The organism is Paenarthrobacter sp. R1 (assembly GCF_030264015.1).
GTDB lineage: Bacteria > Actinomycetota > Actinomycetes > Actinomycetales > Micrococcaceae > Arthrobacter > Arthrobacter ureafaciens.
Window position 1 is genome coordinate 4,408,957 of record NZ_CP127115.1, and the last position, 26,028, is coordinate 4,434,984.

25 protein-coding genes and 1 pseudogene are annotated in these 26,028 nt (G+C 64.3%); 15 read left to right on the forward strand and 11 right to left on the reverse strand.

Annotated elements, in window-relative coordinates:
- Positions 1–3 precede the first annotated feature (3 nt).
- Both QN084_RS20985 and QN084_RS20990 read left to right on the forward strand, forming a co-directional pair.
- Complete coding sequence (locus QN084_RS20985) at positions 4–3,159, forward strand: HAD-IA family hydrolase (RefSeq protein ID WP_069696457.1); 3,156 nt, start codon at positions 4–6, stop codon at positions 3,157–3,159.
- The gene (locus QN084_RS20990; RefSeq protein ID WP_069696458.1) at positions 3,156–4,181 is read left to right on the forward strand and encodes a 6-phosphofructokinase; all 1,026 of its coding nucleotides are present in this window, start codon (positions 3,156–3,158) and stop codon (positions 4,179–4,181) included. The genes QN084_RS20985 and QN084_RS20990 overlap by 4 nt, the downstream gene beginning before the upstream one ends.
- A 44-nt stretch (positions 4,182–4,225) precedes the next feature.
- On the opposite strand, the gene QN084_RS20995 is transcribed toward QN084_RS20990, so the two are convergent.
- Together QN084_RS20995 and QN084_RS21000 are read right to left on the reverse strand one after the other, a co-directional pair.
- Positions 4,226–4,483 carry a metal-sensitive transcriptional regulator gene (locus tag QN084_RS20995; RefSeq protein WP_021472132.1) on the reverse strand — a complete coding sequence of 86 codons (258 nt, stop codon included), beginning with the start codon at positions 4,481–4,483 and terminating at the stop codon, positions 4,226–4,228.
- Between the two features lie 121 nt (positions 4,484–4,604).
- Complete coding sequence (locus QN084_RS21000) at positions 4,605–5,027, reverse strand: Hsp20/alpha crystallin family protein (RefSeq protein WP_021472133.1); 423 nt, start codon at positions 5,025–5,027, stop codon at positions 4,605–4,607.
- Positions 5,028–5,215: 188 nt separating this feature from the next.
- On the opposite strand from QN084_RS21000, the gene QN084_RS21005 reads away from it, so the two are divergent.
- Positions 5,216–5,422 carry a hypothetical protein gene (locus QN084_RS21005; RefSeq protein WP_062096706.1) on the forward strand — a complete coding sequence of 69 codons (207 nt, stop codon included), beginning with the start codon at positions 5,216–5,218 and terminating at the stop codon, positions 5,420–5,422.
- A 77-nt stretch (positions 5,423–5,499) separates the two neighbouring features.
- Here the strand turns inward: QN084_RS21005 and QN084_RS21010 are convergent, their stop codons facing one another.
- From QN084_RS21010 to QN084_RS21030, 4 genes and pseudogenes are all read right to left on the reverse strand, one after another.
- Positions 5,500–6,498 carry a zinc-dependent alcohol dehydrogenase family protein gene (locus QN084_RS21010; RefSeq protein WP_062096709.1) on the reverse strand — a complete coding sequence of 333 codons (999 nt, stop codon included), beginning with the start codon at positions 6,496–6,498 and terminating at the stop codon, positions 5,500–5,502.
- Positions 6,499–6,520: 22 nt separating this feature from the next.
- Positions 6,521–8,935 carry an HAD-IC family P-type ATPase gene (locus QN084_RS21015; protein WP_069696459.1) on the reverse strand — a complete coding sequence of 805 codons (2,415 nt, stop codon included), beginning with the start codon at positions 8,933–8,935 and terminating at the stop codon, positions 6,521–6,523.
- Between the two features lie 67 nt (positions 8,936–9,002).
- Positions 9,003–9,266, reverse strand: a complete 264-nt coding sequence (locus QN084_RS21020; RefSeq protein WP_079941137.1) for a YegP family protein — start codon at positions 9,264–9,266, stop codon at positions 9,003–9,005.
- Between the two features lie 195 nt (positions 9,267–9,461).
- Positions 9,462–10,627, reverse strand: a pseudogene (locus QN084_RS21030) (erythromycin esterase family protein).
- Here QN084_RS21030 and QN084_RS21035 point away from each other — a divergent pair.
- From QN084_RS21035 to QN084_RS21060, 6 genes are all read left to right on the forward strand, one after another.
- Positions 10,605–11,234: a 2-oxo acid dehydrogenase subunit E2 gene (locus QN084_RS21035; RefSeq protein ID WP_083262086.1), complete on the forward strand. Its 630-nt coding sequence runs from the start codon at positions 10,605–10,607 to the stop codon at positions 11,232–11,234. The pseudogene QN084_RS21030 and the gene QN084_RS21035 sit on opposite strands and share 23 nt — an antisense overlap.
- Complete coding sequence (locus tag QN084_RS21040) at positions 11,231–11,485, forward strand: acyl carrier protein (protein WP_069696460.1); 255 nt, start codon at positions 11,231–11,233, stop codon at positions 11,483–11,485. The genes QN084_RS21035 and QN084_RS21040 overlap by 4 nt, the downstream gene beginning before the upstream one ends.
- A gap of 245 nt (positions 11,486–11,730) precedes the next feature.
- Positions 11,731–13,044 carry a GAF domain-containing protein gene (locus tag QN084_RS21045; protein ID WP_062096719.1) on the forward strand — a complete coding sequence of 438 codons (1,314 nt, stop codon included), beginning with the start codon at positions 11,731–11,733 and terminating at the stop codon, positions 13,042–13,044.
- Between the two features lie 75 nt (positions 13,045–13,119).
- Entirely contained in the window at positions 13,120–13,569 is a 450-nt protein-coding gene (locus QN084_RS21050; protein ID WP_062096722.1) for a universal stress protein, read from the forward strand.
- 17 nt (positions 13,570–13,586) lie between these two features.
- Complete coding sequence (locus QN084_RS21055; protein ID WP_062096725.1) at positions 13,587–14,135, forward strand: flavodoxin family protein; 549 nt, start codon at positions 13,587–13,589, stop codon at positions 14,133–14,135.
- Positions 14,125–14,565, forward strand: a complete 441-nt coding sequence (locus tag QN084_RS21060) for a pyridoxamine 5'-phosphate oxidase family protein (RefSeq protein WP_031216504.1) — start codon at positions 14,125–14,127, stop codon at positions 14,563–14,565. The genes QN084_RS21055 and QN084_RS21060 overlap by 11 nt, the downstream gene beginning before the upstream one ends.
- Before the next feature lie 148 nt (positions 14,566–14,713).
- On the opposite strand, the gene QN084_RS21065 is transcribed toward QN084_RS21060, so the two are convergent.
- From QN084_RS21065 to QN084_RS21075, 3 genes are all read right to left on the reverse strand, one after another.
- The gene (locus tag QN084_RS21065; RefSeq protein ID WP_021472153.1) at positions 14,714–15,577 is read right to left on the reverse strand and encodes a universal stress protein; all 864 of its coding nucleotides are present in this window, start codon (positions 15,575–15,577) and stop codon (positions 14,714–14,716) included.
- A 110-nt stretch (positions 15,578–15,687) separates the two neighbouring features.
- Positions 15,688–17,073 (reverse strand): MBL fold metallo-hydrolase RNA specificity domain-containing protein, encoded by a 1,386-nt coding sequence (locus QN084_RS21070; RefSeq protein ID WP_069696461.1) that lies wholly within the window; start codon positions 17,071–17,073, stop codon positions 15,688–15,690.
- A gap of 75 nt (positions 17,074–17,148) precedes the next feature.
- Positions 17,149–17,511: an SPW repeat domain-containing protein gene (locus tag QN084_RS21075; protein WP_031216466.1), complete on the reverse strand. Its 363-nt coding sequence runs from the start codon at positions 17,509–17,511 to the stop codon at positions 17,149–17,151.
- 242 nt (positions 17,512–17,753) lie between these two features.
- On the opposite strand from QN084_RS21075, the gene QN084_RS21080 reads away from it, so the two are divergent.
- A complete protein-coding gene (locus QN084_RS21080; RefSeq protein ID WP_069696462.1) occupies positions 17,754–18,449 on the forward strand; it encodes a response regulator in 696 nt (231 codons plus the stop codon).
- 36 nt (positions 18,450–18,485) lie between these two features.
- Here QN084_RS21080 and QN084_RS21085 read toward each other — a convergent pair whose 3' ends face one another.
- Positions 18,486–20,201, reverse strand: coding sequence for a GAF domain-containing sensor histidine kinase (locus tag QN084_RS21085; RefSeq protein ID WP_259362976.1), 1,716 nt, complete (start codon positions 20,199–20,201; stop codon positions 18,486–18,488).
- Positions 20,202–20,352: 151 nt separating this feature from the next.
- Between QN084_RS21085 and QN084_RS21090 the strand changes: the two genes are divergently transcribed.
- From QN084_RS21090 to QN084_RS21105, 4 genes are all read left to right on the forward strand, one after another.
- A complete protein-coding gene (locus tag QN084_RS21090; protein WP_021472158.1) occupies positions 20,353–20,820 on the forward strand; it encodes a pyridoxamine 5'-phosphate oxidase family protein in 468 nt (155 codons plus the stop codon).
- Positions 20,821–20,906: 86 nt separating this feature from the next.
- The gene (locus tag QN084_RS21095; protein ID WP_062096729.1) at positions 20,907–21,371 is read left to right on the forward strand and encodes a pyridoxamine 5'-phosphate oxidase family protein; all 465 of its coding nucleotides are present in this window, start codon (positions 20,907–20,909) and stop codon (positions 21,369–21,371) included.
- A 24-nt stretch (positions 21,372–21,395) separates the two neighbouring features.
- A complete protein-coding gene (locus QN084_RS21100; RefSeq protein WP_021472161.1) occupies positions 21,396–22,463 on the forward strand; it encodes a zinc-dependent alcohol dehydrogenase family protein in 1,068 nt (355 codons plus the stop codon).
- Positions 22,456–24,381, forward strand: a complete 1,926-nt coding sequence (locus tag QN084_RS21105; protein ID WP_062096731.1) for a heavy metal translocating P-type ATPase — start codon at positions 22,456–22,458, stop codon at positions 24,379–24,381. The genes QN084_RS21100 and QN084_RS21105 overlap by 8 nt, the downstream gene beginning before the upstream one ends.
- Here the strand turns inward: QN084_RS21105 and QN084_RS21110 are convergent.
- Complete coding sequence (locus QN084_RS21110) at positions 24,326–24,748, reverse strand: pyridoxamine 5'-phosphate oxidase family protein (RefSeq protein ID WP_031216469.1); 423 nt, start codon at positions 24,746–24,748, stop codon at positions 24,326–24,328. The genes QN084_RS21105 and QN084_RS21110 overlap by 56 nt on opposite strands.
- Positions 24,749–24,972: 224 nt before the next feature.
- On the opposite strand from QN084_RS21110, the gene QN084_RS24125 reads away from it, so the two are divergent.
- Complete coding sequence (locus QN084_RS24125; RefSeq protein ID WP_310649528.1) at positions 24,973–26,028, forward strand: AAA family ATPase; 1,056 nt, start codon at positions 24,973–24,975, stop codon at positions 26,026–26,028.

Here is a 26,028-nt window from a genome sequence, read left to right on the forward strand (position 1 = left end):
TCAATGAAAAAGTCGCCCACCGCAGCAGCGGCTGCAGCTCCTTACGACGCAGTCATTCTTGACCTGGATGGAGTGGTGACAAATACGGCCCTCGTTCACCTCGCGGCGTGGAAAGAGGCGTACGAAGCCATCATTAATGATCCCCGCTACCCGAAGGATGGAAGCCGGGCCCCCTTCACACCGGATGACTACTACGCCTTGGTGGACGGCAAGCCCCGGGAACAAGGGCTGATCGGGCTCATGGCATCCAGGGGAGTGGACATCCCGCCGGGAACCCCGCAGGACGCCGGCGGCGACTGGACCGCCGTCGGGCTTGGGGCCTGGAAGAACAAGGCCTACCTGAGACGGCTGCAGGAAGGAGGCGTGCAGATCTTTCCGGGCACCGGCCGGTTCCTGGAGAACTTGAAGGACGCCGGTGTCGCCACCGCGTTGGTAACCTCCAGCCGCAACGCGACCCCCGTCCTTGCCGCCGCCAACCTGCTGGACTCGTTCTCGGTGGTCATCGATGGCCGGGTGGCAGCGTCGCATGGCCTGGCCGGCAAACCGGCCCCCGATACATTCCTGGAGGCCGTCCGCAGGCTGGACGTGAGCGTGCGGCGCGCCGTAGTGGTGGAAGACGCCGTCGCCGGGGTGCTGGCCGCAAGCCGGGGCGGATTCGGCCTGGTGGTGGGCGTTGACCGGCACGGCAACCGGGCGGACCTGGAAGCTGCCGGTGCCGACGTGGTGATCAACAACCTCGCCGAACTGGACCTGGGCCTCGTGATGCGGGATCCGTGGCTGCTGATCTACGAAGGCATGGATCCTGAGCATGAGGGCCACCGCGAAGCCCTGACCACCCTCGGCAACGGATACATGGGGATACGGGGAGCCGTCAGCGAAAACCGCAGGCCCGGCCGCTATGCCGGAACGTATCTGGCCGGTGTGTATAACAGGGTTTGGTCCACGATTGGCGAGGGAACCGTCGCGGAAGAGCACATGGTCAACCTGCCCGACTGCCTGCCCCTGGACCTGCGCCTGGAAGGCACCCCGTGGTGGTCCGGGGGCGGCCTGGAGATCCTCCATGAACGCCGCGTCCTCAATATGGAAAAGGCGGTCCTGACCCGGCATCTCCTGCTGGAAGCGCCGGACGGGAGGCATCTCCACCTGGAAGAAACGAGGTTCGTGTCCATGGACACCCGGCACATCCTGGCTATCCGGACACGGCTCACACCCCGCGACTGGAGCGGGCTCCTGGATATCACCACCGGGGTCAATTGCCTGGTCCGCAACAGCAACCTTCCCGAGCCCCCGCTGAGTTCCCAGGTCCATCTGATCGACAGGACCATACCGCCATCCCGCGACGCCGGCCCGGTCCTGGCCGCGGAGGTGGAGACCACCCAAAGCCAGGTGCGCGTGGCCATTGCGGCGGCAGTTGACGTCTCCGGGTCCACCGGAGTGACCGAAAGCCGGGCGGGTTTCCACTTCCGGAGCTTCCAGGTCCGGTCCTCGGAGGACAACCCCGTCACAGTGGACCGGATCATTGCGATCTCGACGTCCAGGGACCGGGCAGCCTCGTCGGCAGCTACGTCCGCTGCCGCTGCGTTGGCAGGTTCCGGGGGCGACTTCGAAGAACTGTTGCGCCGGCACAAAGCGTCCTGGCGGCGTGTCCTTCGGCCGTTCAAGGTGGAGCTTGATGCGCCCGTGCAGGTTCAGCTGGTGCTGAACCTGCACTTGTTCCACCTCCTGCAGACCTTGACTCCGCACACGGCCGAACTCGACGTCGGTGTTCCCGCCCGTGGACTGCACGGCGAGGGATACCGCGGCCACGTGTTTTGGGACGAGCTGTTTGTCCTCCCGGTCCTGAACCCGCGCATGCCCGAGGTTTCCAAAGCCCTCTTGGACTACCGTTGGCGGCGGCTGCCCGCCGCCCGTCGGGCCGCCGTCGCAAAGGGCTTGTCCGGTGCGCTGTTTCCGTGGCAGAGCGGCAGCGACGGCACGGAAGAAACACCGGATTGGCTTTTCAACCCGCGCTCAGGGCAGTGGGTGCCGGATTATTCGCACCTGCAGGTCCACGCCGGACTCGCAGTGGCGTTCAACGCCTGGCAGTACTTCGAATCCACCAACGACGTCCCGTGGTTGCTGGGACACGGCGCAGAGCTGCTCATAGACGTGGCACGCTGTTTTGCCTCCCTGGCCGTCCACGATCCCGGTCATCGCCGGTACCACATCCGCGGAGTGGCTGGCCCGGATGAATACCACACCTGGTTGCCCGGGCGGGATGTTCCCGGCCTGGACGACAACGCTTACACGAACGTCATGGCGGCGTGGGTTTGTGGCAAGGCCGCCGACGTCACTTCAATGTTCCCGGGCCACGAACAGGAGGAACTGCTGGAACGGCTGGGTGTCGGCAAACGCGAGCGGGCGCACTGGCGCAGGCTCTCCCGGGCCATGTATGTGCCGTTCAACAAAGACGGCCTGATCAGCCAGTTCGAAGGGTACGATCTTTTGCGGGAGCTGGACTGGGATGGCTACCGGCAAGAGTACGACAACATAGAGCGGCTGGACCTGATACTGGGGGCGGAAGGCGATGACGTCAACCGATACAAGCTCGCCAAGCAGGCGGACGTCCTCATGTTGCCGTACTTGCTGGGTGGTTCCGGCCTCATCGCGATGCTCCACCAACTGGATTACCGCATGACCGAGGCACAGCTGGCGCGGACCGTTGAGTACTACCTCGCCAGGACAGCACACGGCTCGACACTCAGCAGGGTGGCGCACGCTTCCGTCCTGGCTGCCGTGGACCCTGACCGTGCCTGGGAAAGCTACCGCGAAGCACTCGACGCGGACTTGGATGACACCCAGCACGGCACGACCAAAGCCGGTATCCACCTGGGTGCGATGGCGGGCACGGTGGACGTCATCCAAAGAAGTTTCGCGGGGCTGCGGATGGACCGTTCAGGAATCACCTTCACCCCCAATTTGCCGCACGGGCTCAACGCCGTTTCCTTCACGGTGAAGACCCAGGGGCACTGGCTGGACATCGAACTGACCACGGAACGGATCCGGGTCACGTCCTCTCCCGGCAGCGCTCCTCCGCTCCGGATCCAGGTCCGCGACCAAATACTGATGCTGCCGGCAGGGGAGAGCCGGAGTTTCAGGCTGCAGGCGGGATCGCGATGAAAAGGTTGGGGATCCTGACGAGCGGCGGCGACTGCCCGGGCGTCAATGCCGTCGTCCGGGGAGCAGTCCTGGCCGGGGTCCGTACCGGGCAGTATGACTTCGTGGGCTACCTGGACGGTTGGAGCGGCGTGCTCAGCAACAACTCCGTACCCCTGACCCTTGAATCGGTCAGGGGCCTTTCGCGCCTGGGCGGAACAATACTGGGAACCTCCCGGACCAACCCCATCACGTCCGGCGGAGCCCCGGCAGTCATCGCATCCATGGAGCGCGACCACGTTGATGGGTTGATTGCAGTGGGGGGAGAAGGCAGCCTCGCTGCTGCCCGGATCCTGGGCGAATCGGGCATCAAGGTCATCGGCGTCCCCAAGACCATCGACAACGACCTCAGCGCAACGGACTACACCTTCGGGTTCGACACCGCCGTGCAAACGGCCACCGAAGCGATCGATCGGCTGCGCACCACCGGCGAATCCCACCACAGGTGCATGATTGCCGAGGTCATGGGGCGCAACGCCGGTTGGATTGCCCTTCATGCAGGCATGGCCGCCGGAGCGCACGCCATCTTGATCCCGGAACGCCGGGTGAGCCTGGAGCAGGCAGCGGCGTGGGTCCTGTCAGCCCGGAACCGGGGCAGGGCGCCACTGGTGGTGGTGGCAGAGGCCTACGTTCCAGCAGGCCAGGATGCTCCCTACTTCCCGCGCGGACTCGATACCTTTGGCCGTCCGCGCCTGGGCGGCATCGGATACCTCTTGGAGGAACAGCTCCAGGAACTGACGGGAATCGAATGCAGGGCCACGGTCCTGGGTCACATCCAGCGGGGTGGGGCGCCCACGGCATTCGACAGGGTCCTGGCAACGCGGTTGGGAATGGCTGCCGTCCGTGCAGCATCCAAGGGGGAGTGGGGCGTGATGGTTTCCTCGCGGGGCACGGACATCACCACTGTTGCCCTTGCTGCCGCGATTGGTGAGTTGCACACGGTCCCGGAAGACCGGTATTTGGAGGCCGAAATGCTGTTTGGGTGACCTGCCCCTGCTGCCCTGCTGCCCTGCTGCCCTACTGTCGAGCGTCAGGCGAGGGAGAGGAACAGCTTCTCCAGCTCTTTCCTGTCCATCGTTTGGTCCTCCTGGATGATGCACTGCTCCAGGCCCGTGGCGATGATGGCGAAGCCGGCCCGGTCCAGCGCCTTCGAAACTGCGGCGAGCTGGGTGACAACGTCTTTGCAGTCACGGCCTTCTTCCAACATGCGGGTGACGGCGGCGAGCTGCCCCTGTGCGCGCTTGAGGCGGTTGATCACAGGCGTGAGTTCGGTGGGGTTCAGTTCCATGAGGGTGCTCCATCGGTGGGTTGCTGCCCTCCATGGTATACCCCCATGGGTGTACTGATAGCGGCGGCTGGCGACAGGCCGGGCAGGTGCCGTTCCATTCGCACCTGCCCGCAGCACGTTCTCAACTCCTGGTGATGGGAACCTTCGAGGGCGAAACTGCCGCTGTCTTTTCCGGGATGGGTGCCCGTACTTCGAGGACGCCGTCCTTGTAGGAAGCGGTCACGTCGCCTTCCTTCACGCCGTCCGGCAAAGGTATGCGGCGGACAAAGGAGCCATACCGGAACTCCGAGCGGTAGCTGTCCTTTTCCTTGTGCTCCTTCTTTTCCTGGCGTTCGGCCCGGATGGTCAGGCCGCCGTCGGAGACGGTGATTTCCGCGTCCTTTTCCGGGTCGATGCCGGGAAGTTCGGCACGGATCACCAACGTATTCCCGTCAACCACTTCCTCGACTTTGATCCCCCCGGCGCTGCTGTCGCCGTCGAACAATCTCTCGATAAGCTCCATCGGTGAGCGACGCGCATCAAGCCATTTCGTCAGCTCGGTCATGCCAGCCTCCATCTCTTATCAGCCGCGGAACCTTTCCCGGCAGTACCAGCTTTTCGCCTTGGCAACGCGGCTTCCAGAGTCCAAAGTCCCCGCCCGCGCCGGGGTCTTCCGGCCCTTACCCTGCGCCGGGGACTGCTGCAGGATGGGGACATGCCCGCGGAATTGCCGGGTGCAGGGAGGAGTCAGTTATGGGTGGACGGGTCAACCCGGAGTCGGAGCCCCAACGGCCCAACGACGGCCAGGGAAAAGGGCGTTCCCGCAAGAGGCTGACGGGTCTCCCGCTCCAAGGCAGCCCCTTGGTCCAAAGGCTGCTCCGCATCGGCAAACGCCGGGAGGCCGCGGAAGAAAAGCTGGAGCGCCGGCTGGGTGGAGATGACACGGAGACTCATAGCTGACGTTGCCCCGGGTCCCCCACCCGGCGGCCGCCAGCCCAACACGCCGGACCGGAAACGGCGTCGCCTCGGTGGGTCTGTCACCGCATCTTCAGAACCGCAGCGCCGGTGACGCGGTCGTTGGCCAGATCCTCCAGCGCACGGTCCGCTTCCGTGAAGTCGTAGGTGGTGACGGTAGGGGCCAGGCCGATCTCCGCGGCCAGGGCCAGGAAAGCGGTGCCGTCGGCCCGGGTATTGGCGGTGACGCTGCGGATCTGCCGTTCATAGAAGAGTTCATTTTCGTAATTGAGGGACGGGATGTCCGTGAGGTGGATGCCGGCAATGGCCAGGGTTCCGCCGCGATCCAACGCCCGCAGGGCGGCCGGAACCAGATCGCCCACGGGAGCAAAAAGAATGGCTGAGTCCAGGGGGACCGGCGGAGCATCGTAGGCGTCGCCGGCATAAACCGCTCCGAGGCTGAGGGCCAGGTCCCGGGCTTGTGCCGAACGGGTCATGACGTAGACCGACGCGCCTTGGCTGATGGCGATTTGGGCCGTCAAGTGGGCGGACCCGCCGAAGCCATAGATGCCCAGCCTCCCTCCCGGCGGTAGCGCAGCCCGTTCCAGGGCCCTGTAGCCAATGATCCCCGAGCACAGGAGCGGTGCCGCTTGTTCGTTGGTGAAGCGCGCAGGCAAGGCATAAGCGAAGTCCTCATTCACCGTCATGTGGTCGGCAAAGCCGCCGTCACGGTCCCACCCCGTGAATCGGGGCGCCAGGCAGAGATTCTCCTGGCCGCGCCGGCAGTGGGGGCAGTGGCCACAGGTCTGGCCGAGCCAAGCGACACCGATTCTGTCCCCGCGGGAGAAGCGGCCCCCGCTGAAACTTTCCATGACCGTCCCTACGGCCTCGTGGCCGGGGATCACCCCGGCGTGGCGGGGCGGAAGGTCGCCCTCGGCGAGATGGAGGTCGGTGCGGCAGACACCGCACACATCCACTCGCAGGAGTACCTCGCCCGGCCCGGGCCGCGGGTCCTCGCGTTCGCCCATCCTCAAAGGCTTGTCCGCTATCTTCCCCGGCACATCAACCCACCATGCACGCATGACTCTTCCTTGTCGTCGGATATCAGGAGGCTCGCACGGACCCTTCCCGCCTTCCAGAGGCGAAAGTCACGTCTGCACCGTGGTTGCCACGCGTGACGTACCGTCCCACCAGCTCGACGGCGGTACTTGCCGCCAGTGCTGTCAGCACCGAGACCAGCAGCAGGTCAGGCGGAGGCCATTCGAGCAGGAAGAACCCGCGGAGGAAATCAAGGCCCATCACCGCTGCCATCCCCACGTAGCATCCCGCCAGGACCAGTACCTTCGTTGCGTTCAGGGGCCGGGCAGTCACAGCCAGGATCCACGATCCGATGATGGTCAAGGTGATGGTGGTGGCCGAGCGGCTTGTCAGGACCCTGTGATCGCCGCTGAGGGACGCATAGGTGTTGACCCCAAGAATGGCTGTGGCCGTGATGACTCCTGCCGGTATCGCGAAGGACAGGGAACGCTTCAGAAAGCCCGGGACGTAGCGACGACTGCTGGGCAGGAGTGCCAGGAAGAACGACGGTAATCCAATGGTCAGGCCATCGACGGCGGACAGTTGGCGGGGGAGGAAGGGATACGGCTGCAGCAACAATCCGCAGGCCACGGCCAGGACCGTGGCGTAGGCGGTCTTGCTGAGGAAGAGCATCGATACCCGTTCCATGTTGTTGATAGCCCTGCGCCCTTCGGCCACAATGCCCGGCAGGCGGCTGAAGCGTCCATCGAGCAGGACCAGCCGTGCCACGGCCTTGGTTGCCGGGGCGGCCGTGTCCATCGCGATGCCCAGGTCGGCAACCTTAAGCGCGGGAATGTCATTGACGCCGTCGCCCGTCATGGCAACAGTGTGGCCTTTTCGTTGAAGGGCCTGGATCAGGTCCTTCTTCTGGTGGGGGCCTACCCGGCCGAACACAGCATTGTCCTGGACGCAGGATGCCAGGGCTTCAGGATCCGCGGGGAGTGTTGTAGCGTCACAGGCAGGGCGGCCTCCCAGTCCCAACCTCCCGGCCAGCAGTCCCACTGTCCGGGGATCGTCGCCGGAAAAGATCTTGATCTGTACGCCCTGTTCCCGGAAGTAGTCCAGCGTGGCTGAGGCGTCCTCCCGTATCGATTCCCGAAACGTGACGAGCAGCACCGGTGAAGCGCCGGCGGGAGAAGGAATCCCGCCGGTACTCCCGGCGTCGTTTCCTTCAGCCAGTACCAGAGCCAGGGTCCGGAGACCGGAGGAGGCCAAGGCGGAAGCGCGCCCACGCGCCTCTTCAGCCGTGCCAAGAACAACCCCGGGGGCGCCCAGGAGCCACGTCCGGGGCACTCCTGAGGCGCCGGCGAGCGTGACGGAGCTCCAGCGCCGCGCAGGGTCGAAAGGTACCGAGGCCAGGGGAGGTTGTGCACTTCGCGGAGGAAAGGCGGCCTTCAAGGCGCGGGCGGTCGCGTTTGTACGCTGGGTGGCACCGAAGCATTCCAGGGCATCCCGCCACTCCGGAAATTCTTCTTCCGGTCCAAGCAGATGAACTGCGTCGAAAACCATCCGGCCGTCCGTCAGCGTCCCGGTCTTATCCAGGCACAGGACGTCAACCCTCGCCAAGACCTCCACGGCGGCCAGTTCCTGGACGATGACCCGCAGCCTGGCCAGCCGGATCGCCCCGACGGCGAACGCCACGCTGGTCAGCAGGACCAGGCCCAAGGGGATCATCGCGATGGTGCTGGCCACAGCCGGCACCACGCCTTCCTTCCAGTCGCCGGACGCGAGCGCCGCGTTCCATCCGCCGTGCTGGATCATTTGGGAATTGAGGACCAGTGCAGACAACGGAAGGACAAGCCATGCGATGACTTTCAGGACCTTGTTGATTCCGGAGCGGATCTCGGAGGTCACGAGCGAGAAGCGTTTGGCTTCCGTCGCGATGCGTTGGGCGAAGGTCTCAAGGCCCACGGTGGTGATCCGGGCGAACCCCGATCCGGACACCACCAATGAACCCGACAGCAGGACCTGGCCTGCACTCTTCCGGACGGGTTCGGATTCTCCCGTCAGAAGTGATTCGTCGACGTCGAGGCTGCCGTCGCCAAGGCTGACGGCGTCGGCAGACAACTGGTCCCCGGCGCCCAAAACCACAATGTCGTCCTTGACGAGGTCCCGTCCCGGGATCACTTGTTCCGTCCCGTCCCGGAGCACAGTTGCCGGCGCACTGTGCAGGATGGCCAAACGGTCCAGGGCCCGTTTGGCCCGGTACTCCTGGACCACTCCGATAATGATGTTTCCCATCGCGGCGAGCCCGAAGAGTGCATCCTGCCATTGCCCCAGGACGAGCAACATCGCAAAGGCCGCAAAAACCAGGCCATTGAAGAGTGTCAGGACGTTCGCCCTGATGATGGCGCGCAGGCTGCGACTGGCTGGTAGTTGTGCGCTGTTGTCCAGGCCATGGTCGATGCGGAGCGCGACGTCCGCCCGGGTGAGTCCTTGCATGGCCCGGCGCCCTAGATCCTGTGCGTCATGGTGTCGGGACGCATGGTGCCCGCCATGGCGTGACAGTTCAATGCGGTGCCGCCACTGGCGTGGACCGCCGTCGCGGGGATGAGTGCGGGCCCGACGCCGGGGGCCAGCGCGGGGCGGGCTTGGTGCTGTGGTCTTCCACCAGGCCGGTACCTGCACATTCGCGCACGTCGAAGATGGCGATGGCTATCGCCTGCTTGTCGTCGTAGGGGCCTGACTCGAGCAGGGTGTTTCCTCTGGGGCCAACAAGGCGGAACCGAAAGTGGGAATACGCATCGACGAAAACTTCGAAATGTCCAGACATGGTGGAACTCTCAACTAGAACGTCAACGCCCCTGCCCCGGTGGCGTGGGCGCGCTGGTGGTCGGAAGTCGTGGGCATCCGGGTCCCAAGGGTCTTGTGCCACCTATTCTTGACGGTTCCCGCCGAGTGGATAAGGGACGAACGGCCCTGTTGCGGAAACCGGCCCTTGTCCGCAGCGGCGGATGACCGGCATTGCTCAAAAGCCTGTGGGCTCGGTTTCGAGTTCCGGTTCATCGGGAAGGTATTCACGGTGCAGCGGCCGAAGGGCGGACGTCGTGGGCAACCAGACGAGGCCGTCATAGCGTTGCCCCATGACGGTGTGGACGTAGTTGCCCCGTTCACGCGCAGGGTTGTGAACGACGCCGATGGCTCTGTGCCCGCGCCACGTGGAGAGCCACCGTCCGGCCCGGCCGGCGCCGTAGGCCAAAGCCGACGGCCCATTCAGTGCGCTGTGGAGGAGGTCCTCGTGGCTTCCTTGAATTGCGTTGGGTACGTCCATGGTCTGCCCGGCGCACCCCAGGAGTGCGCAGCTGTCACTGAGCCACTGTATGAGGCGAAACCGACCAACACTACGGAACCGTGGTGGCGCCGGCGCATCAGTTGTCCGATGTTGACCATGCCGCCGGCTGCCATGTCCGTCGCCCGGGCATCCCCTATGTGCGTATTGTGCGCCCAGATGATTCCCTTCGAACCGGCTCCGTGATGGCGGGACAGCCGGTCTATGGTGTCGCTCATGTGGTAATCCCGGATGTTCCAGGACTGTTCGTCACCGCGGACCATGGTCCGGTAATAATGTTCTGCGTTTGAGGCGACTATTGCGTTCTGCATGACGTCGAAAGCCAGGGGATCCTGTTCCACCCGGCCCAAGGTCTGCCGGTGGACCTCAGCCAGTAGCCCCACAACGTCCGCCTCGCAGGAGCGGGGAACCATCCGGGTAGCCGAGGCATATCGCTGTGGGTCCTCGCCGAATGGCACGAAGCAACGCCATGCCTGCAGCGCCGCGGGAACCGACTCCGGCGCATTGGACTCAAGCCAGCTGAAGATTTCCCGTAGGGAGTCCCACAGGGAATAGACATCCAGCCCGTAAAACCCCGTTCGCCGGTCTTCAGGGCGGCCCAAGTTCCATTGATGCAGCCAGTCGAGGAAGTGCGCTACTTCCCCATTGGCCCACATCCACGTTGGCCAGCGCGAAAAGGCAGCAAGGACCTGCGCCGCGTCGAGCTCCTGTTCGGCATGGCCGCGGAGCCACTGGTTGCCCGCCGGTCCGCTGGCCGGTCCGCCGGCTCTGCACGACACGCCGGAACGGGCCGATACTTTGCGGCGCGCCATCGGGACGCTGATGGAGCGGTCGAAGAAAACCATCCCGCACTACTACTTGACGGAGACACTGGACCTTGAACACGCGGTCCAGTGGATGACGGCAACCAACGCCCAGAGGGCCGTGGCGGAGCGTTTGGTGGCCTCCGTGCTGTTGCTCAAAGCAGCCGCTGTGGCGGCCCGTGATGTGCCTGAAGTGAATGGATTCTTCCAGGACGGCGGGTTCCAGCCGGCGTCGTCGGTTCACTTGGGAGTTGCAGTGGCACTGAGGCGCGGAGGACTGGTGGCGCCGGCCATCCACGACGCTGACACCTTGTCCTTGGATGAACTCATGAAACGGCTCAAGGACCTGGTGAGCCGTGCCCGGTCGGGTCGTTTGCTGCGCGCGGAGATGGCCGACCCCACGGTCACTGTGACCAACCTTGGCGATTTGGGCGTGGAGAGCGTCTATGGCGTGATCTATCCGCCACAGGTGGCGATGATCGGAATCGGCCGGGTGAGCGAACAGGCTTGGGCGCGGAACGGGATGGTGGGGATCCGCCACGTGGCGGTTGCCACGCTGTCCGCCGATCACAGGGTCAGCGACGGCCTGCGTGGTGCGCGATTCCTGAACCGCATGAATGAGCTGCTGCAGGAACCGGAGGAGCTATGACCCACGATGAAGCACGCGATGCCGTCCAAGCCGCCCTGGGCGTGGTTGCTCCGGACATAGACCTGGACGAGGTCGAAGGCCGATCCCGTCTTCGACAGGATCTTGAGCTGGATTCCCTCGATTTCCTGAGGTTGGTGGAAACCTTGGACGTTCAGACAGGCGTCAACATTCCGGAAAGCGACTATCCCAAAGTGGGTACCGTGGACGGACTCATCGACTATCTCGCCTCCGGCGGAGCAGGGGACCGCTAGTCCGGAGCGGGCTATGGCACCCCAGCCCATGACTTCCGGAGTCATCCGGTTATGGCTAGCATGGCCTTGAAGTACCCGATTCCGCATACGCCTGCGGATGAGGGGCGGCCCGGTTAACGGCAGAAGCTGAACTTGGTTGTTGTCCGACCGGTTCTGCGGCTGCGTGATACGAATCGTTGCGTTCTTGATCTTGGGGACCGTAAACCGGCTGGATTTGCACGTTAGCCGGTTCAGGAGGTCCGGACATGCAAGGCACAGAGGGCTGGACTTCCCCTATGAAGGGCCGGGTCGACTTGCTGCTCAGGGAGTTCGTGGCCCGTGCAGACGAATTGCTCCATGCCCAGGAGCAGATGAACGGCCTGCTGGCAGCCGTCGTGTCCATTGCCGAGGACTTGAGCCTTGAAGCAGTCCTTGACCGCGTCGTGAATTCTGCCTGCCTCCTGCTGGATGCGCGGTTCGGGGCGTTGGGGGTGATAGGGGAGGACCAGCGCCTCAGCCACTTCATCACCGTTGGTATCGATGAGGAAGGGATCAGGTCGATCGGGGACCTGCCCACCGGGCATGGGGTACTGGGTCACCTGATCAGGGAACCTGCGCCCCTGCGTCTTCATGACCTTGGAAAGCATCCGATGGCAGTTGGCTTTCCGCCGCACCATCCGCCCATGAAGACTTTCCTGGGCGTACCCATCCGGGTGCGTGACACGGTGTTCGGCAACCTGTACCTCACCGAGAAGAAAAACGGCCAGGACTTTACGCGCGCTGACGAGGACCTGGCGGTGGCGCTTGCTGCTGCAGCAGGCGTCGCTATCCAAAATGCCCGGCTTTTCGATGAGAGCAATCGGCGGAGGCGCTGGTTGGAGGCCGGTATGGAGCTCGCCAGCCTGCTGATTGCCGGAGAGCCCGACGGCGGCCAGACGGACCTTGATCGCGTGGGGGAAGCTGCCGTGCATGCTTCGGACTCAGTCTTGGCGGTGATTGCTGTTCCGGACCCGGAGGGGACCCTGCGTTGCCGGTCCGCCGTGGGAGTCCAAGGGATGTACGCGGGCCAGGAGTTGCCGGGTTCCGAGGTAGGCGGTGCCGTGCAGGAATCCGGCCAGTCACGCCTTATCCATGATGCTTCCACGGCATTGGGAGTAGGCATGTCGGAGAAGCTTGGCACCGTGCTTGTGTCTGCGCTGGGCCACCGTGGCACGGACAACGGAGTGCTGATGCTCGCAAGGGCCGCGGGAGCCCCTGCCTTCACGCATTCAGACCTTGAATCCAGCGCTTTGTTCAGCAGCAGGATCGGTTTGGCGCTGGATCTTGCCCGGGCCAGTGCCCGGAGGGAACAGAACGTAGTGTTGTCAGATCGCGAGCGGATCGCCCGTGACCTGCACGACCTGGTGATCCAGCGTTTGTTCGCCGCAGGGCTTGGGATCCAGAACCTCAAGAGGTTCGTCGACGACCCGGCCGGACATGAACGGATGCAGGCCGTCTCCCGGGAACTCGACGGCATCATCCACGCCCTGCGGGCCACCATTGAAGAGCTCCGCGCCGATCCGCCGGGAGAGACGGAGTGACTTTCGGCCCTGTTACTTACCATCCCGCCGGGTGATCCTGACCTGACGGAACGCGAGACGAGCAGGAGGCCAAGGATGCACCAGGAGACCCCGGGCAGCGGGATCGTCGTGGGAGTTGATGGATCCGAGGCGTCCATCGCAGCGCTGCGTGAGGCCCGCCGGCTTGCTGATGCCACGGGGCAGACTGTGGAGGCCACTGCGTTCTGGGACTATCCCCAAATAGTTGACGGCTACGTTGCCGTGGGGATCGGTCGCTTTGAAGATGCAGCGGCTGAGATATTGCAGCAGTCGGTGGAGAAGGCCTTCGGCCCGGCCCTCCCGGACAATGCGGTGACCCGCCTGGTACGCGGCCATCCCCGGCAGGGGCTCATAGAGGCCAGCCGGAACGCCGGCATGGTGGTGGTGGGGCGTCGGGGGCATGGTGGTTTTGGCGGCCTCCTGCTGGGGTCGGTCAGCTCGGCATGTGTTGCCCATGCCCATTGCCCTGTCCTTGTGGTGCATGCGCCGGAAACAGACGTCCACTAGGGAGCAGCAGGGGAGCAATGGAAGCTTTGGTGATCTACGAGTCGATGTACGGCAACACCCGGCGGGTCGCGGAGGCCATTGCCGACGGACTGGGTGGGGCAGTTGCTGCCAGCGTCGTTCCGGTCGGTGATGTTGAGGAGGGACGGATCATCGGATGCGATCTTGTGGTCGTTGGCGGCCCGACCCACGTTCACGGCATGAGCAGGCCCTCAACCCGGCGACGGGCAGCCGACGTCGGATCCGCCACCGGGGAACTCGACGTGAGTACGCAGATCAACGTAGGCGTCCGCGAATGGTTGGCGGCAACCCGCGCGGCTGTGCCCGGGCAGAACGCAGTGGCCTTCGATACGCGGAACCATGGCCTGGAAATCATCACCGGCAGCGCGGCGCGGGGTATCAGCGAAGGACTGCGCAAAGCCGGATTCCAGCTCCTGGCAGATGGTGAGAGCTTCGAAGTAGGTCCCGGACCAGCAGTGGACCAGGAGGAAATTGACCGGGCCTCCCGTTGGGGTGCTGAACTGGCGCAATTACTTGTAGAACAACAGACCGGAGAAAATGATGAATGAGACGCAGCCTGCCCGACTCGATGGAGCCCGCCACGTCAGCGAAGAATTATCCCCCGAGCGCTGCTGGGAGCTGCTGCGGTCCGAAGAAACAGGCCGGGTGGGCTTTGTACACCATGGCCGCGTGATGATTCTTCCGGTGCATTACCTGGTCCGTGACCACGCCATCTATTTTCGGACGGCGCCTTCCGGTTTCATTGGAGAACCGTCGGCCCGGCTCCAGACGTCCTTCCAGGTCGACCACACCTGGCCGGACCGGAGCGAAGGCTGGTCGGTACTGGTCAGCGGGCCGTCCTCCCACGTCCTGGAAGAAGAAACCATCAAGGAGCTGTGGGGCAAAGTGATGCCCGAACCCTGGGCCGGTGGTGAACGGACTCTGTTTATCCGCATCCAGGCGGACCTCATTTCCGGACGCCATGTGCATCTGAGCTAGGATCAGTGCCCCTCAAATTCCTGGCCCACGCAGACTCCAGGCCACCCAAACTCCCCGCCCACGCAAACCCCCAGCCCACGCAAAAATCCGGCTGCCCCTTGCTGGTGATCAGCACGGGGGCAGCCGGATCTGCGTGGGGACGCCGGGGTCAGCCCTTGTGCTTGACCGGCTTCACCCTGGTGATGATGGTCGGGCACGGCAGTTTCGCAAGAACGGCATGTGCGGTGGAACCAAGCATCAGGCGTTTGAAGCTGCCGCGGCCGCGGCTGCCGACAACCAGCAAGGATGCGGTCTTTGCAGCTCCCAGCAGCGCCTCTGCCGGGCTTCTGTCTGTCTGCAGCACTTGGTGGACCGTGAGGTCAGGGTAGGTATCGGCCAGGCCGGCTACCGTCTCGGCGAGCACCACCCGTTCTTCTTCCTCGATGATGCCGTTGAAGTCACCGCCCGGCATCCCCCTGCTGAGCCACGGATCCGGGAGCCGGAAGGCGTGCAGCACGGTCAGTTCCTGCCCTGTCCGGTCGGCCTCGGCAGCGGCGAAGCCCACCGCCTGGATGGATTCTTCGGATCCGTCCGCCCCGACCAGCACGCCTTGGCGGGTGCTGAGGTCATGTTCGCCGATCACGGCCACCGGGCACTGCGCGACCGCCGCGACCTGGAGCGCACGGTCGGTGAGTGAACCACCAACCCAGCTGTGGCCGGAACCGATCACCACCATGGAGGCCTTCTTGGACTTTTTCCGCAGCGAGTAACCGGGTGCGCCGTGGACCAGGTCCGTGCTGAGGCTGACCGTCGGTTCCATCTTGGCGGCGCGGTCCTTGGCATCTGAAAGGAGGGCAGCGCCGGAGTTGCGGATCCAGTCGTTGTAGCCAACAGCGTCATAAGCCCACCTGTCGTCCACGGCATGGACGAGGAGGACGGGCAACTTCAGCGCGGCCGCCCGGTGCATCGCCCAACGCATTGCCGCTTCACTGCTGGGAGAGTCGCCGACACCGACGACAATGGCCTCACTCATGACTGATCCTCATCTTCTTGAAGGTCGCCCGGTCGCGACGCCGGGTCGTGTCACTCCAGTCTTGACCAGCGCTGATGTGATGGTTAGGGCCCTAAGTCCCGGAGCAGGGCCTAATCCGGATCGTTCAAGCTGATCGTCTCCAGGTATTCGGGGACGCGGGCCTTCCAGCCCAGCTCGTGTTTGATGCGCAACCGCAAAGCATCCGATGCTGCCGGCTCGCCGTGCGTGATGTACGTCATCCGCGGGGCCTTCGGTGCCGTGCGCATCCACCGGATGATGGCATCGGCGTCGGCATGGGCGCTGTAGCCTTCCAGTTGCACAACTTCGGCCCGGATATGGACGTCCCGGCCGTAGATGCGAAGGTCGCGTGTTCCTGCCGCGAGGGTGGCTCCCCGGGTCCCGCCGGCCTGGTAGCCGCTCAGGACCACCGTGTTCCTGGGATCCCCGCCGTATGCCTCAATGTGATGGAGGACCCTGCCGCCCGTGAGCATCCCGCTGGCAGAGATGATGATCATGGGCCCTCCCCGAAGGTTCAGGAGCTTGGAATCATCGGCAGTGCGGGTCATGGTGGCCAGCTGGTACATGGCATTGAATTCTTCGGGCTTGAGGCGATGCTCCTCCGGGTGCTGTTGGTACATGTACGACGCATCAATGGCCATCGGACTGTTGAGATAGATAGGGACCTCGGGTATAGCGCCTTTCCGTCGGAGCCGCGCCAACTGCAGCAGGAGCGTTTCCGCCCTGCCGACGGCGAAGGCAGCTATCAGAACGACGCCGCCCCGTTTCACCGTGCGCCTCACCACATCACCTAATTCGCTTTCCGCATCGCCCGGCGGGTGCTGCCGGTTCCCGTAGGTCGATTCGGTGACGAGCACGTCAACGGCTTCCAGGTCCCGGGGTGGGTACATAAAGGGATCATCCGCGCGGCCAAGATCACCGGTGAAATGCACCGAGGCGTTTCCGGCCTGGAGCCGGATCTGGGCCGCGCCAAGGATATGGCCGGCTGGTACGAATACCGCTTCGAAGCCGGTTCCTATCTGCAATGGAGTGTCGAAGTCGACAGGTCGGAAACTCTGCAGTGACCGCGTCGCATCCAAGGCGGTGTACAGGGGCAGCACGGGGTCGTGCTGGGAGGAACCGGCATGCGCGGCGTGCCTCGCTTCCTCTTCCTGGAGGTGCCCGCTGTCCGTCAACAGAAGCTTGGAGAGTTGGCTCGTCCCCTGCGTGCTGTAGACCGGGCCGCGGAAGCCGTCCCTGACCAGCAGGGGAAGGTACCCGGTGTGGTCAAGGTGGGCATGGGTCAGGAGGACTGCGTCGATCGACGACGGACTTACCGGGAACGGCCTGCGGTTGCGTTCCCGGAGGCGTTTATACCCTTGGAAGAGACCGCAGTCCACCAGCTCGCGGGTGCCCTGATGGTCGAGGAGGTACCTGGATCCTGTCACTGTATCTGTAGCCCCCAGGAACCTGAGGCTGGCAACGTCGCTGTTCTTCATTGTTCCTCCCGGACCTCCGTTGGACAGGAAAAATCCGGCGCAGCGGAGTCCGCAGCGCCGGATGTGTTATTGGGTTCAGGGTGCCGCTGCAACGTGGTGGTGCCGGTATTCCTCGGTGCTTGGCCTGATGGCAAAGGCTGTGACAACCAAGGCGACTGCCCCGGCGATCCATGCCGTCCAGGCTGCTCCGGTAGCCGAGGCGTAGTTGCCCAGCCAGGGGGCCAGCAGCAGGACTACGGCCACCAGTGCTTGTGCCCACTCAACAACCGGCATTCCCGGGAGGGCGAGGTTGATGGCTCCGCTGATGACCAGCAGGACACCCAAGGTGACCATCATCGCCGTCGACATTCCTGTTTGGGAGGTCCAGAGGACCGACAGCGCCGTGTAGGCGCCTGCTGCGACAACAACGTAATCCTGCCATCGCGTCCACTTCTTCATGGGGATCATGCTCCTTCATTTCCTTGATACCGGAAGCAACCGTTACGTCCCCGGTATCCTGTAGTTCCAGATTCCCCTTCCACCGGGCTGCGCAACAGGGCCGAAAGTCACCGCCCGCGTAGGCCTTTGGTCCCTTGCTTGGATCAGGCGGGCAGACAAGAATCGGAATGCACCACGTAGGTGCAGAATCCACTACATGGGTTGAGGCTATAGGCGCACGCTGTGCGCCGGACGGGAGGGTCATGTTCGCGGACGCGCCCGCTACGAGCGGCGACCACACTCCCGGAGTTTTGCGGGTCTTCATCCTTGACGACCATGAATTGGTACGGCGGGGCCTGCAGGAGCTGTTGGAAAACGAAGGCTTCCTGGTAGTAGGGATGTCGGGTTCGGCAGAGGAGGCGGCCCGAAGGATCCCGGCGTTGCGGCCGGACATTTCGGTCCTGGACGCGCGCCTGCCGGACGGCACCGGCATTGAAGTATGCCGCAACGTCCGGTCGGTCGATTCGTCGCTGAACTGCGTTATTCTCACCAGTTACGACGACGAGCAGGCCCTCAGGGGAGCGATCATCGCCGGCGCGGCCGGCTACATACTCAAGGAAATTGGCGGCAGCGACCTGCTGGGTGCTCTGCGCCGCGCGGCGCACGGAGAATCCCTGTTCGACGAGGCGGTCAAGGCCCGGGTTGTGCAGGGGCTCACCGAACCCAAACGGGACGATCCCAGGCTGGCGGCACTGACGCCCCAGGAGCGGAGGGTTCTGAAGTTCGTCGGCGAAGGCCTGACCAACCGGCAAATCGGAGAAGAGATGCTGCTGGCAGAGAAGACCGTCAAGAACTACGTGTCCTCCCTGCTGGCCAAGTTGGGATTCGAACGCCGGACGCAGGCGGCGGTCTACATGGCGCATAGCCCCGACGAAGCCGACGGCGGGCCCGCGCACTGAGTAGACCGCGCACTGAGTCAGCCGCGCACTGGACCGTCAGCGCAGGGGAACGGCCCACGTCAACGATGTGCCGTCGCCCGGGGTGCTGGTGACGGCACAGGAACCATTGAGGTCGGCTGCCCTCTTTGCCATGTTGGCCAAGCCGTTTCCTGAAGCGGGATGGCGGAAGCCCCGGCCGTCATCCCTGACTTCCACAGTCAGGGCATCGGCCGTCATGCCGACGGTGACGTTGATGGTTTGTGCGTCCGAGTGCCGCACCGCGTTGCTCAAGGCTTCGGAGATGACTGCCAGCAAGTGCTCGATGACGATCTCGTCCTCCACCACGTCAAGGGCCCCGATCAGGGTGAGGTGGGGCGCGAACGGGAGAGAGGCCGATGCCGACTGCACCGTCTCGACAATCCGGCTGCTGACCAATTGGCGGCCGGCAGCAGCTGCCCGCAGCGAGTAGATGGTGTTGCGCAGGTCCCGGATGCTGGAATCGAGCTGATCAGTGATGGCGTCGATCCGGTCCGGAGCTTCAGGGGCTGTGGTGTAGCGCCGCAGGCTCTGGATGCTCAGTCCTGCCGCGAACAGTCTTTGGATGACGAGGTCGTGCAGGTCCCGTGCGATCCGGTCCCTGTCGGTGGAGACCACCGACTCTTCCCGGTACCTTCGGATTCTGTCCAAGGCAAGGGCCAAGGCTACGTGCGAACCGAACACAGCGGACATTTCCACATCCGTTTGCCTGAACGGTTCGGAGTCGGAGTCCCGCACCGAGACCAGCAGGCCATAGTGGGTTCCTTGGGCGCTCAAGTCCACGGCCAGTAATTTTGCGGGGTTGGATGGCACGCCCGGGCCAAGGAGGTTCCAAGGGTCATCCACGGCGGTGCTTCGCCCCGTGAGAGCAATGTCCTTCATCCCGGTCGGACCGACTGTCAGCTTCCGGCCCTTCAGATCGCCGGCACCCTTGCCGACGGCAGCGGCCACAGTGTAAGTACCATTCCTGTCTGCCGGAGTCAGTGCGAGTGCCACCAGGCCATCCGTCGGGCGGGCCGCAGCCTCAGCGACGACGCGGAAAGCAGCGTGCTCGGTGTGGTCCTCCCTGCTGTCCTCCAGCAGGTAGCCGGTGGCATCCATGCAGGCCTCCAGCCAGGATGCCCGCCGTTGGGCGTCCTCGTACAGTCGGGCATTTTCAATCGCCACGCCGGCGGCCGCGGCAAGTGCCACAGCCAGGTCCTCGTCCTCGGGCGTGAAGTCTTCTCCACCTTCCTTTTCCGTGAGGTAAAGATTCCCGAAGACGGCGTCGCGGACCCTGATGGGTACCCCGAGGAACGTTTTCATTGGCGGATGATGTGCGGGAAATCCGTAGGATTTGGGATGTTGCCGCAGGTCATGCAGGCGCAGGGGTGCAGGCCCTGTGATCAGGAGCCCCAGTACTCCGTGGCCGGTGGGAAGAGGACCAATGCGCTCGGCGAGTTCCTGGTCGATACCGACGGTGACGAAGTGGCTGAGGGTGCTGTCCTCGCCGATGACGCCCAGCGCTCCGTAGCGGGCATGAAGCAAGTGGCACGCCGAATCCACCACGCGTTTCAGGACCGTTTCCAGGCTCAGTTCTCCGGCAACGGTCACCACGGCTTCGAGCAAGCCCCGGGTCCGTTCCTCGGCCATGAGCAGTTCGTCCGCCCGGGACATGAAGGTCCGCAAGAGTGCCTCAAGGGGAATGGCGGCCGCCGGTGGTTCGTCCGGTGACGACTGGTAAGGGTGGCTCATCATCGTCTTTCCGCGGTGCCGGCCAGGGAGTGCGGCGCCGTCGTGCAAAGATTACTCCGGACCCGACGGCGCTGGCGATACTGTTGCGCGCGGGACGGGAGGGACGGGCCTTTCTACCCTGTCCAACCGCACTTTCCGGGTTTACCGTCTAGCCATGGACAAGCGTGCAGTACCCGAAATCGAAAACCTCGACGTCAAGCAGTGCTGGGAGTTGCTTCGAAGCGTGTCGGTGGGACGGCTGGCCGTCTGGGCCGGCGACCATCCGGACATCTTCCCCATCAACTACAAGGTGGACCACGGGACCTTGGTCTTCCGGACGGGTGAGGGGACAAAACTCCACACAGTTTTGGGGGCCACACCGGTAGCCGTAGAGGCCGACGGCGTGGACACCGCTTCGGGGGTGGCGTGGAGCGTGGTGCTCAAGGGAAAGGCCGAAAGCATCAAGCTGACCCAGGACGTCCTTGACACGGTCGGGCTGCTGCTTTTCCCGTGGCAGGCAGGGCGCAAGGACCACTTCATCCGGGTTGTGCCGACGTCGATGACCGGGCGTCGCTTCAAGATCACCGAGCCGTTGACCTGGTGGAGCCCCCTGGATGATGCCACCCGCGCCGGCCTCGAGTGACTTCCCGGCCCGGCGGTCCGGGACCCAAGGGCGGTCCGGGACCTACGGCCCTAACGGGGGCGCCCCGGCACGGTTAGCGTCAGGGCATGGAATCGACCCCACACACAGCCATCGAACGCCTGGATCCTGAAGAATGCTGGGCGCTGCTTGGCCAAATGAACGTTGGCCGACTGGCTGTCCTGGTGGAGGGGCATCCTGACATCTTCCCCGTGAACTACGTCCTTGACGGTCAGGGAATCGTCTTCCGCACGGGCGCCGGAACGAAGTACTGGAGCGCCATGAAAGCGCCAACGGCCCTTGAGATCGACGGATTCGAGGCCGGAGCGTCAAAGGCTTGGAGCGTCGTGGCCAGAGGCCGGGCAGCAGTCATCCTCGAACGCCATGAACTCGCGGAGGCTGAGGCGCTGGACCTTGAGCCGTGGCAGGCCGGAAGTAAAAACCACTACGTCAGGATCATTCCGGAATCCATCACTGGCAGGCGCTTCACCACTACCCGTCCGGATATCTGGAAAGCACCACTCAATGACGCCCGCAGGGAATCCTTCCGCTGACGGGCACCACGGAAAGGCAATGCGATGAAAGCGCTGGTCTACGACGGTCCCGGAGCCAAAGCCTGGAAAGAGGTTCCGGACCCGGTGATTGCCCACCCTACCGACGCCATAGTCCGGATCGATACCACCACCATCTGTGGAACGGATCTTCACATCCTCAAAGGTGATGTGCCGGCCGTAGTGCCTGGGCGGATCCTCGGCCACGAAGGAGTGGGGACGGTGACGGAAGTGGGAAGCTCAGTCAGCGGCCTCAAGCCCGGCGACCGCGTCATAGTGTCGTGCATAAAATCGTGCGGACATTGCAGCAATTGCCGGAAGCAGCTGTTCTCCCATTGCCTGGGGGACGAAGGGCAGCCCGGTACGGGATGGATTTTCGGGCACCTCATTGACGGGACGCAGGCAGAATTCGTGCGGGTGCCTTATGCCGATAACTCCCTGCATAAACTGCCCGAAGGCGTCAGTGATGATGAGGCAGTGATGCTTTCGGACATTCTGCCCACGGCTTTCGAGATCGGTGTCCTCGACGGCAGGGTCGCCCCCGGTGACATCATCGCCGTCGTTGGAGCCGGCCCTATCGGTTTGGCCGCCATGGCCACGGCGGGGCTTTGCGGCGCCGCCACCATCATCGCCATCGACCCCAACGACAGCCGGCTGGCGCGCGCCGTCGACTTTGGTGCCACGCACACCATCAACCCGACAAGCGCTGACTGGCTGTCGCAGGCGCTGGCCCTCACCGACGGTGCCGGTGTGGACGTCGCCCTCGAAGCCGTAGGCATCCCGGAAACGTTCGGCATGTGCCTCCAACTGGTCCGGCCCGGCGGGAACGTGGCGAACATCGGTGTCCACGGCAAGCCCGTTGAGTTGCCCCTGCAGGACTTGTGGATCCGCAACATCAATATCAGCATGGGGCTGGTGAACACCAACACCACTCCCATGCTGCTGAGGCTGGTTGCCCAGCGGAAGCTTCCCGCCGGAAAGTTCGCGACCCACCATTTCTCGCTCGAGAACATCATGGACGCCTATGACACCTTCTCCCGGGCCTCCGAGACGGAAGCTCTGAAAGTCGTCCTGTCCCGTGGCGCGCATGAGTGAAGTCAGGCTCTTCACCCTTGCCCGCAGGTACCCCCTTGTGGGCGCGATCCTCCTGGTGGGCTTACTGGTCGCTGTCCTGGTCCTCAGTGGCCAGGACGCCGCGGCCCAGGGCTTCGCATCCATCTTTGCCCTGGCCGTTGCGCTGTACCGCGCCGGTTCCATGGTCAAGGATCTTTTCCGCGGCAGGTGGGGCATCGACCTGCTGGCCATCACGGCCATCGGTGCAACGGTGGTCGTCGGTGAGTACATCGCGGCTCTGGTGATCGTACTCATGCTCACCGGAGGTGAAGCCCTGGAGGACTACGCCCAGGGCCGCGCTACCCGGGAGCTCACCGATCTGTTGAAACGCTCCCCGCGCAACGCACACCGGGTAGAGCCCTCAGGAGACCTGGTGGACATCGCCGTGGAGGACGTCAACCCCGGTGACGTATTGCTGGTCAAGCCCGCAGAGACCGTTCCGGTGGACGGCGAACTGTTGTCCGGGGCGGGCAGTTTCGATGAATCAGCACTGACCGGCGAGAGCCTGCCCGTCGAACGGTCCCGGGGCGGTTCCGTGCTGAGCGGCACGGTCAACGGGCCCGCGGCCGTGCGCATCAAAGCGACTGCCACCGCCAAGGAATCGCAGTACAGCCAAATTGTCGCCTTGGTCCAGGAAGCGGCTGCCAGCCGGGCCCCTACAGTCCGTTTGGCTGACAGGTACGCCATCCCTTTTACAGTGGTGGCGTTTGCCATGGCCGGCGTTGCCTGGTTCATCAGCGGCGATCCCGTGCGATTTGTTGAGGTACTGGTTGTCGCTACTCCCTGCCCGCTCCTTATAGCCGCCCCGGTAGCCTTCCTTGCCGGGACCAGCAGGGCCGCCAAGGCCGGGGTGATCATCAAGAACGCAGGGACCCTTGAGCAGCTCAGCAAGGTCAGGACGGCTGTCTTTGATAAGACCGGGACGCTGACGGCCGGCAAACCCACCCTCGTGGCCGTCAGGCGTGCCGGGTCGGATTCACCGAGCGAAGAGACGCTGCTGCAGTTGGCTGCCTCGGCTGAACGGTTCTCCTCCCACGTGTTTGCGACCTCGGTCATGGCGTCGGCTGCCGAGCGCGGACTGCCGCTGTTGCCTTCGACGGCGGCCACCGAGCACGCCACCAACGGCGTCGCCGCCCGCGTGGGCTACCACGACGTGGTGGTCGGAAAAGCTGCGTTCGTCCGCGAGCAGACCACGGGTTTTGAACAGTCCGAACTGGCCGGCGGCCAGTTGGCCATCTACGTGGGCGTCGACGGAAGGTATGCCGGGACCCTCATCATGAGCGATCCCTTGCGGGTCAACGCCGTGGACACCCTGGAGAAGCTTCGGGACCTTGGTGTCCGGGAATCCTTGTTGCTGACCGGCGACGCCGAGAGCACCGCCCGGAGCATCGCCGCCCAGGCAGGAATGGAAACGGTGCTTGCCGAGTGCCTCCCCGGGGACAAAGTCAGGGCGGTCGCCGGGCTGAAGACGCGCCCGGTCATGATGGTCGGGGATGGCGTCAACGACGCCCCGGTCCTGGCAGCGGCCGACGTCGGAATTGCCATGGGCGCGCGCGGCGCCACCGCGGCGAGCGAGTCAGCGGACGTGGTGATCCTGCTCGATGACCTCTCCAAGGTGGCGGTGGCGGTCGACGTCGGACAGTACACCCTGCGCATTGCCCGCACCAGCATCTGGACGGGGATTCTGCTGAGCCTGGTCCTGATGGTGTTCGCTTCCTGGGGTTTCATTGTGCCCGTGGCAGGGGCGCTGCTGCAGGAACTGGTGGACCTGGCCACCATACTCAATGCGCTGCGGGCGTTGGGGAAGAAGCAGCCCCGGGGGTCCCGCCCCGAGGGAGCGGGACCTAGTAGCGCTCGGGTTCGTCCCCCAGCTCAAAATGCCGGCCGTGCACGCGGGTAGGACGGATCTCCACGTAGGTGTACTTCCGGGTAGGAATCCACGGTTTCAGGGGGAGCTTGTCCGCCTCGTCGATTTCCGACTGGGACTCGATGACGCGTGCCGTTCCTTTGATGACAACGCTCCACGCCTCGCCGTCGCCTATTTCCTCGACTTCGAAGGCGACTTTCTCGTTGACCGTCAGCTCAGCGAGCTTGGTTCCCGGGTTGGTGCGCACCAGCAACCTGCCCTGGTCCGCGATGAAGTTCAGCGGGTAGATGTCCGGCTCTCCCAACACGCTGACCGCGAGGCGGCCGTGCTGGTTCCTTTGCAGGACGCTCCATGACTCATCGTCGGACAAGATCCTGCCTGGGCGCTCGTCGGTTTCCATGGGCATTGTCCTCCTGTAAGGGATGGGGCGGCGCGACCGGTGGCCTGCACCTGGGGTACTTGCGATCCTAGGGACAGGCGCCGACGCCTAACAGGGTCCAAGGTCCCCGACGCTGCCACGGGGTGGGATTCTTTCTGGCTTTATCACCGCCTGCCCGTCACCCTTGAAGTCACAGGAAATGCTGGACACGCAGGAATTGGCCGCATGCCAGGAAAGGAGACCGCATGGTGCAGGGACTCTACATTGCGTCTGCGGGACCCGGGTCCGGAAAGTCACTGGCAGTGCTGGGCATGGTGGACGCACTTCATCGCCACGCCGGGCGCCTGGGGTTCTTCCGCCCGCTGGTGGCCGGAGACGCCGTCGACGATGATCCTGTAGTCCTGTTGCTGCGGCGGCTGTACGAGCTGGGTGCCTCGCGGAGCAAGGCTGGAACAACAACGCCCGCCGCCTTGGCCGAAGCGAGGTCAGGGCAGCAGGACGAGCTGGTGTCACGCATGATCGGGATCTACAGCCGCTTGTCCCGTAGTTGCGATGCCGTCGTGGTGGATGGCTCCGACCTTCGGAGTCCCGACGCGGCGGGCGAGTTCGAACTGAATGCCGCCCTTGCCAGCAACCTGGGACTGCCCGTCCTGGCAGTGGTCGGTGGCCGGGGAGTCCCGCCGGCACGGATAGGGGAGTCTGTCGCCACAGCCCTCAAGCAGTTCAAGGCAGCGCGTTGTTCCGTGCTGGCTGTTGTGGTCAACCGGGTGGAACCCGGCACGGAAGAACGGGTGGAGCAAGCCCTCCGGGAAGCCGCCCCGGACGTTCCCTGCTACCTCATCCCCGAGGTAGCTGAAATCTCCACGCCGACCGTCGCTGACATCGCAGAGTCACTTCGGCTGGTACCAAGTACCGGCAGCAAGGAATGGGATCGGGATATCCGCCGGATCCGTGTTGCAGGGATGGGCGCTGACGACTTCCTTCCCGCCGTGCAGACCGGCGACATGGTCCTGGCCTCGGGGGACCGCACGGACATCATCCTTGCCTGTTTGGCGTCGGCATTGGCACCGGATCTGCCGAGCCCTGGAGGGATGATTCTGACGGATGGCCTGCAACCTTCCCCGCATGTGAAGCGGCTGCTGGAGCGGGCCCCGTTTCCGGTCTTCCTTGAGCGTGGGGACCTGTACTCCGTGGCGCAGGGTGCGGCGAGCGTCCGCAGCGAAATCCACACAGGAGGGAAACGCAAGGTTGCCGCCGCCCTGGCCTGTGGTCACGCCACATCCCTGAAGCGGACCTGCTGA

What these genes read in the sequence shown, in the direction of transcription:
- QN084_RS21055 (WP_062096725.1), top strand. Translation starts at nt 13,587, where the DNA reads ATGGAAGCTTTGGTGATCTACGAGTCGATGTACGGCAACACCCGGCGG.
- QN084_RS21000 (WP_021472133.1), bottom strand. Translation starts at nt 5,027, where the DNA reads ATGACCGAGCTGACGAAATGGCTTGATGCGCGTCGCTCACCGATGGAG.
- QN084_RS21035 (WP_083262086.1), top strand. Translation starts at nt 10,605, where the DNA reads ATGGAGCGGTCGAAGAAAACCATCCCGCACTACTACTTGACGGAGACA.
- QN084_RS21090 (WP_021472158.1), top strand. Translation starts at nt 20,353, where the DNA reads ATGGACAAGCGTGCAGTACCCGAAATCGAAAACCTCGACGTCAAGCAG.
- QN084_RS21020 (WP_079941137.1), bottom strand. Translation starts at nt 9,266, where the DNA reads ATGTCTGGACATTTCGAAGTTTTCGTCGATGCGTATTCCCACTTTCGG.
- QN084_RS21015 (WP_069696459.1), bottom strand. Translation starts at nt 8,935, where the DNA reads ATGCAAGGACTCACCCGGGCGGACGTCGCGCTCCGCATCGACCATGGC.
- QN084_RS20990 (WP_069696458.1), top strand. Translation starts at nt 3,156, where the DNA reads ATGAAAAGGTTGGGGATCCTGACGAGCGGCGGCGACTGCCCGGGCGTC.
- QN084_RS21045 (WP_062096719.1), top strand. Translation starts at nt 11,731, where the DNA reads ATGCAAGGCACAGAGGGCTGGACTTCCCCTATGAAGGGCCGGGTCGAC.
- QN084_RS20995 (WP_021472132.1), bottom strand. Translation starts at nt 4,483, where the DNA reads ATGGAACTGAACCCCACCGAACTCACGCCTGTGATCAACCGCCTCAAG.
- QN084_RS21040 (WP_069696460.1), top strand. Translation starts at nt 11,231, where the DNA reads ATGACCCACGATGAAGCACGCGATGCCGTCCAAGCCGCCCTGGGCGTG.
- QN084_RS21010 (WP_062096709.1), bottom strand. Translation starts at nt 6,498, where the DNA reads ATGCGTGCATGGTGGGTTGATGTGCCGGGGAAGATAGCGGACAAGCCT.
- QN084_RS21095 (WP_062096729.1), top strand. Translation starts at nt 20,907, where the DNA reads ATGGAATCGACCCCACACACAGCCATCGAACGCCTGGATCCTGAAGAA.
- QN084_RS21085 (WP_259362976.1), bottom strand. Translation starts at nt 20,201, where the DNA reads ATGATGAGCCACCCTTACCAGTCGTCACCGGACGAACCACCGGCGGCC.
- QN084_RS21075 (WP_031216466.1), bottom strand. Translation starts at nt 17,511, where the DNA reads ATGAAGAAGTGGACGCGATGGCAGGATTACGTTGTTGTCGCAGCAGGC.
- QN084_RS21070 (WP_069696461.1), bottom strand. Translation starts at nt 17,073, where the DNA reads ATGAAGAACAGCGACGTTGCCAGCCTCAGGTTCCTGGGGGCTACAGAT.
- QN084_RS21005 (WP_062096706.1), top strand. Translation starts at nt 5,216, where the DNA reads ATGGGTGGACGGGTCAACCCGGAGTCGGAGCCCCAACGGCCCAACGAC.
- QN084_RS24125 (WP_310649528.1), top strand. Translation starts at nt 24,973, where the DNA reads ATGGTGCAGGGACTCTACATTGCGTCTGCGGGACCCGGGTCCGGAAAG.
- QN084_RS21065 (WP_021472153.1), bottom strand. Translation starts at nt 15,577, where the DNA reads ATGAGTGAGGCCATTGTCGTCGGTGTCGGCGACTCTCCCAGCAGTGAA.
- QN084_RS21105 (WP_062096731.1), top strand. Translation starts at nt 22,456, where the DNA reads ATGAGTGAAGTCAGGCTCTTCACCCTTGCCCGCAGGTACCCCCTTGTG.
- QN084_RS21050 (WP_062096722.1), top strand. Translation starts at nt 13,120, where the DNA reads ATGCACCAGGAGACCCCGGGCAGCGGGATCGTCGTGGGAGTTGATGGA.
- QN084_RS20985 (WP_069696457.1), top strand. Translation starts at nt 4, where the DNA reads ATGAAAAAGTCGCCCACCGCAGCAGCGGCTGCAGCTCCTTACGACGCA.
- QN084_RS21110 (WP_031216469.1), bottom strand. Translation starts at nt 24,748, where the DNA reads ATGGAAACCGACGAGCGCCCAGGCAGGATCTTGTCCGACGATGAGTCA.
- QN084_RS21060 (WP_031216504.1), top strand. Translation starts at nt 14,125, where the DNA reads ATGATGAATGAGACGCAGCCTGCCCGACTCGATGGAGCCCGCCACGTC.
- QN084_RS21100 (WP_021472161.1), top strand. Translation starts at nt 21,396, where the DNA reads ATGAAAGCGCTGGTCTACGACGGTCCCGGAGCCAAAGCCTGGAAAGAG.
- QN084_RS21080 (WP_069696462.1), top strand. Translation starts at nt 17,754, where the DNA reads ATGTTCGCGGACGCGCCCGCTACGAGCGGCGACCACACTCCCGGAGTT.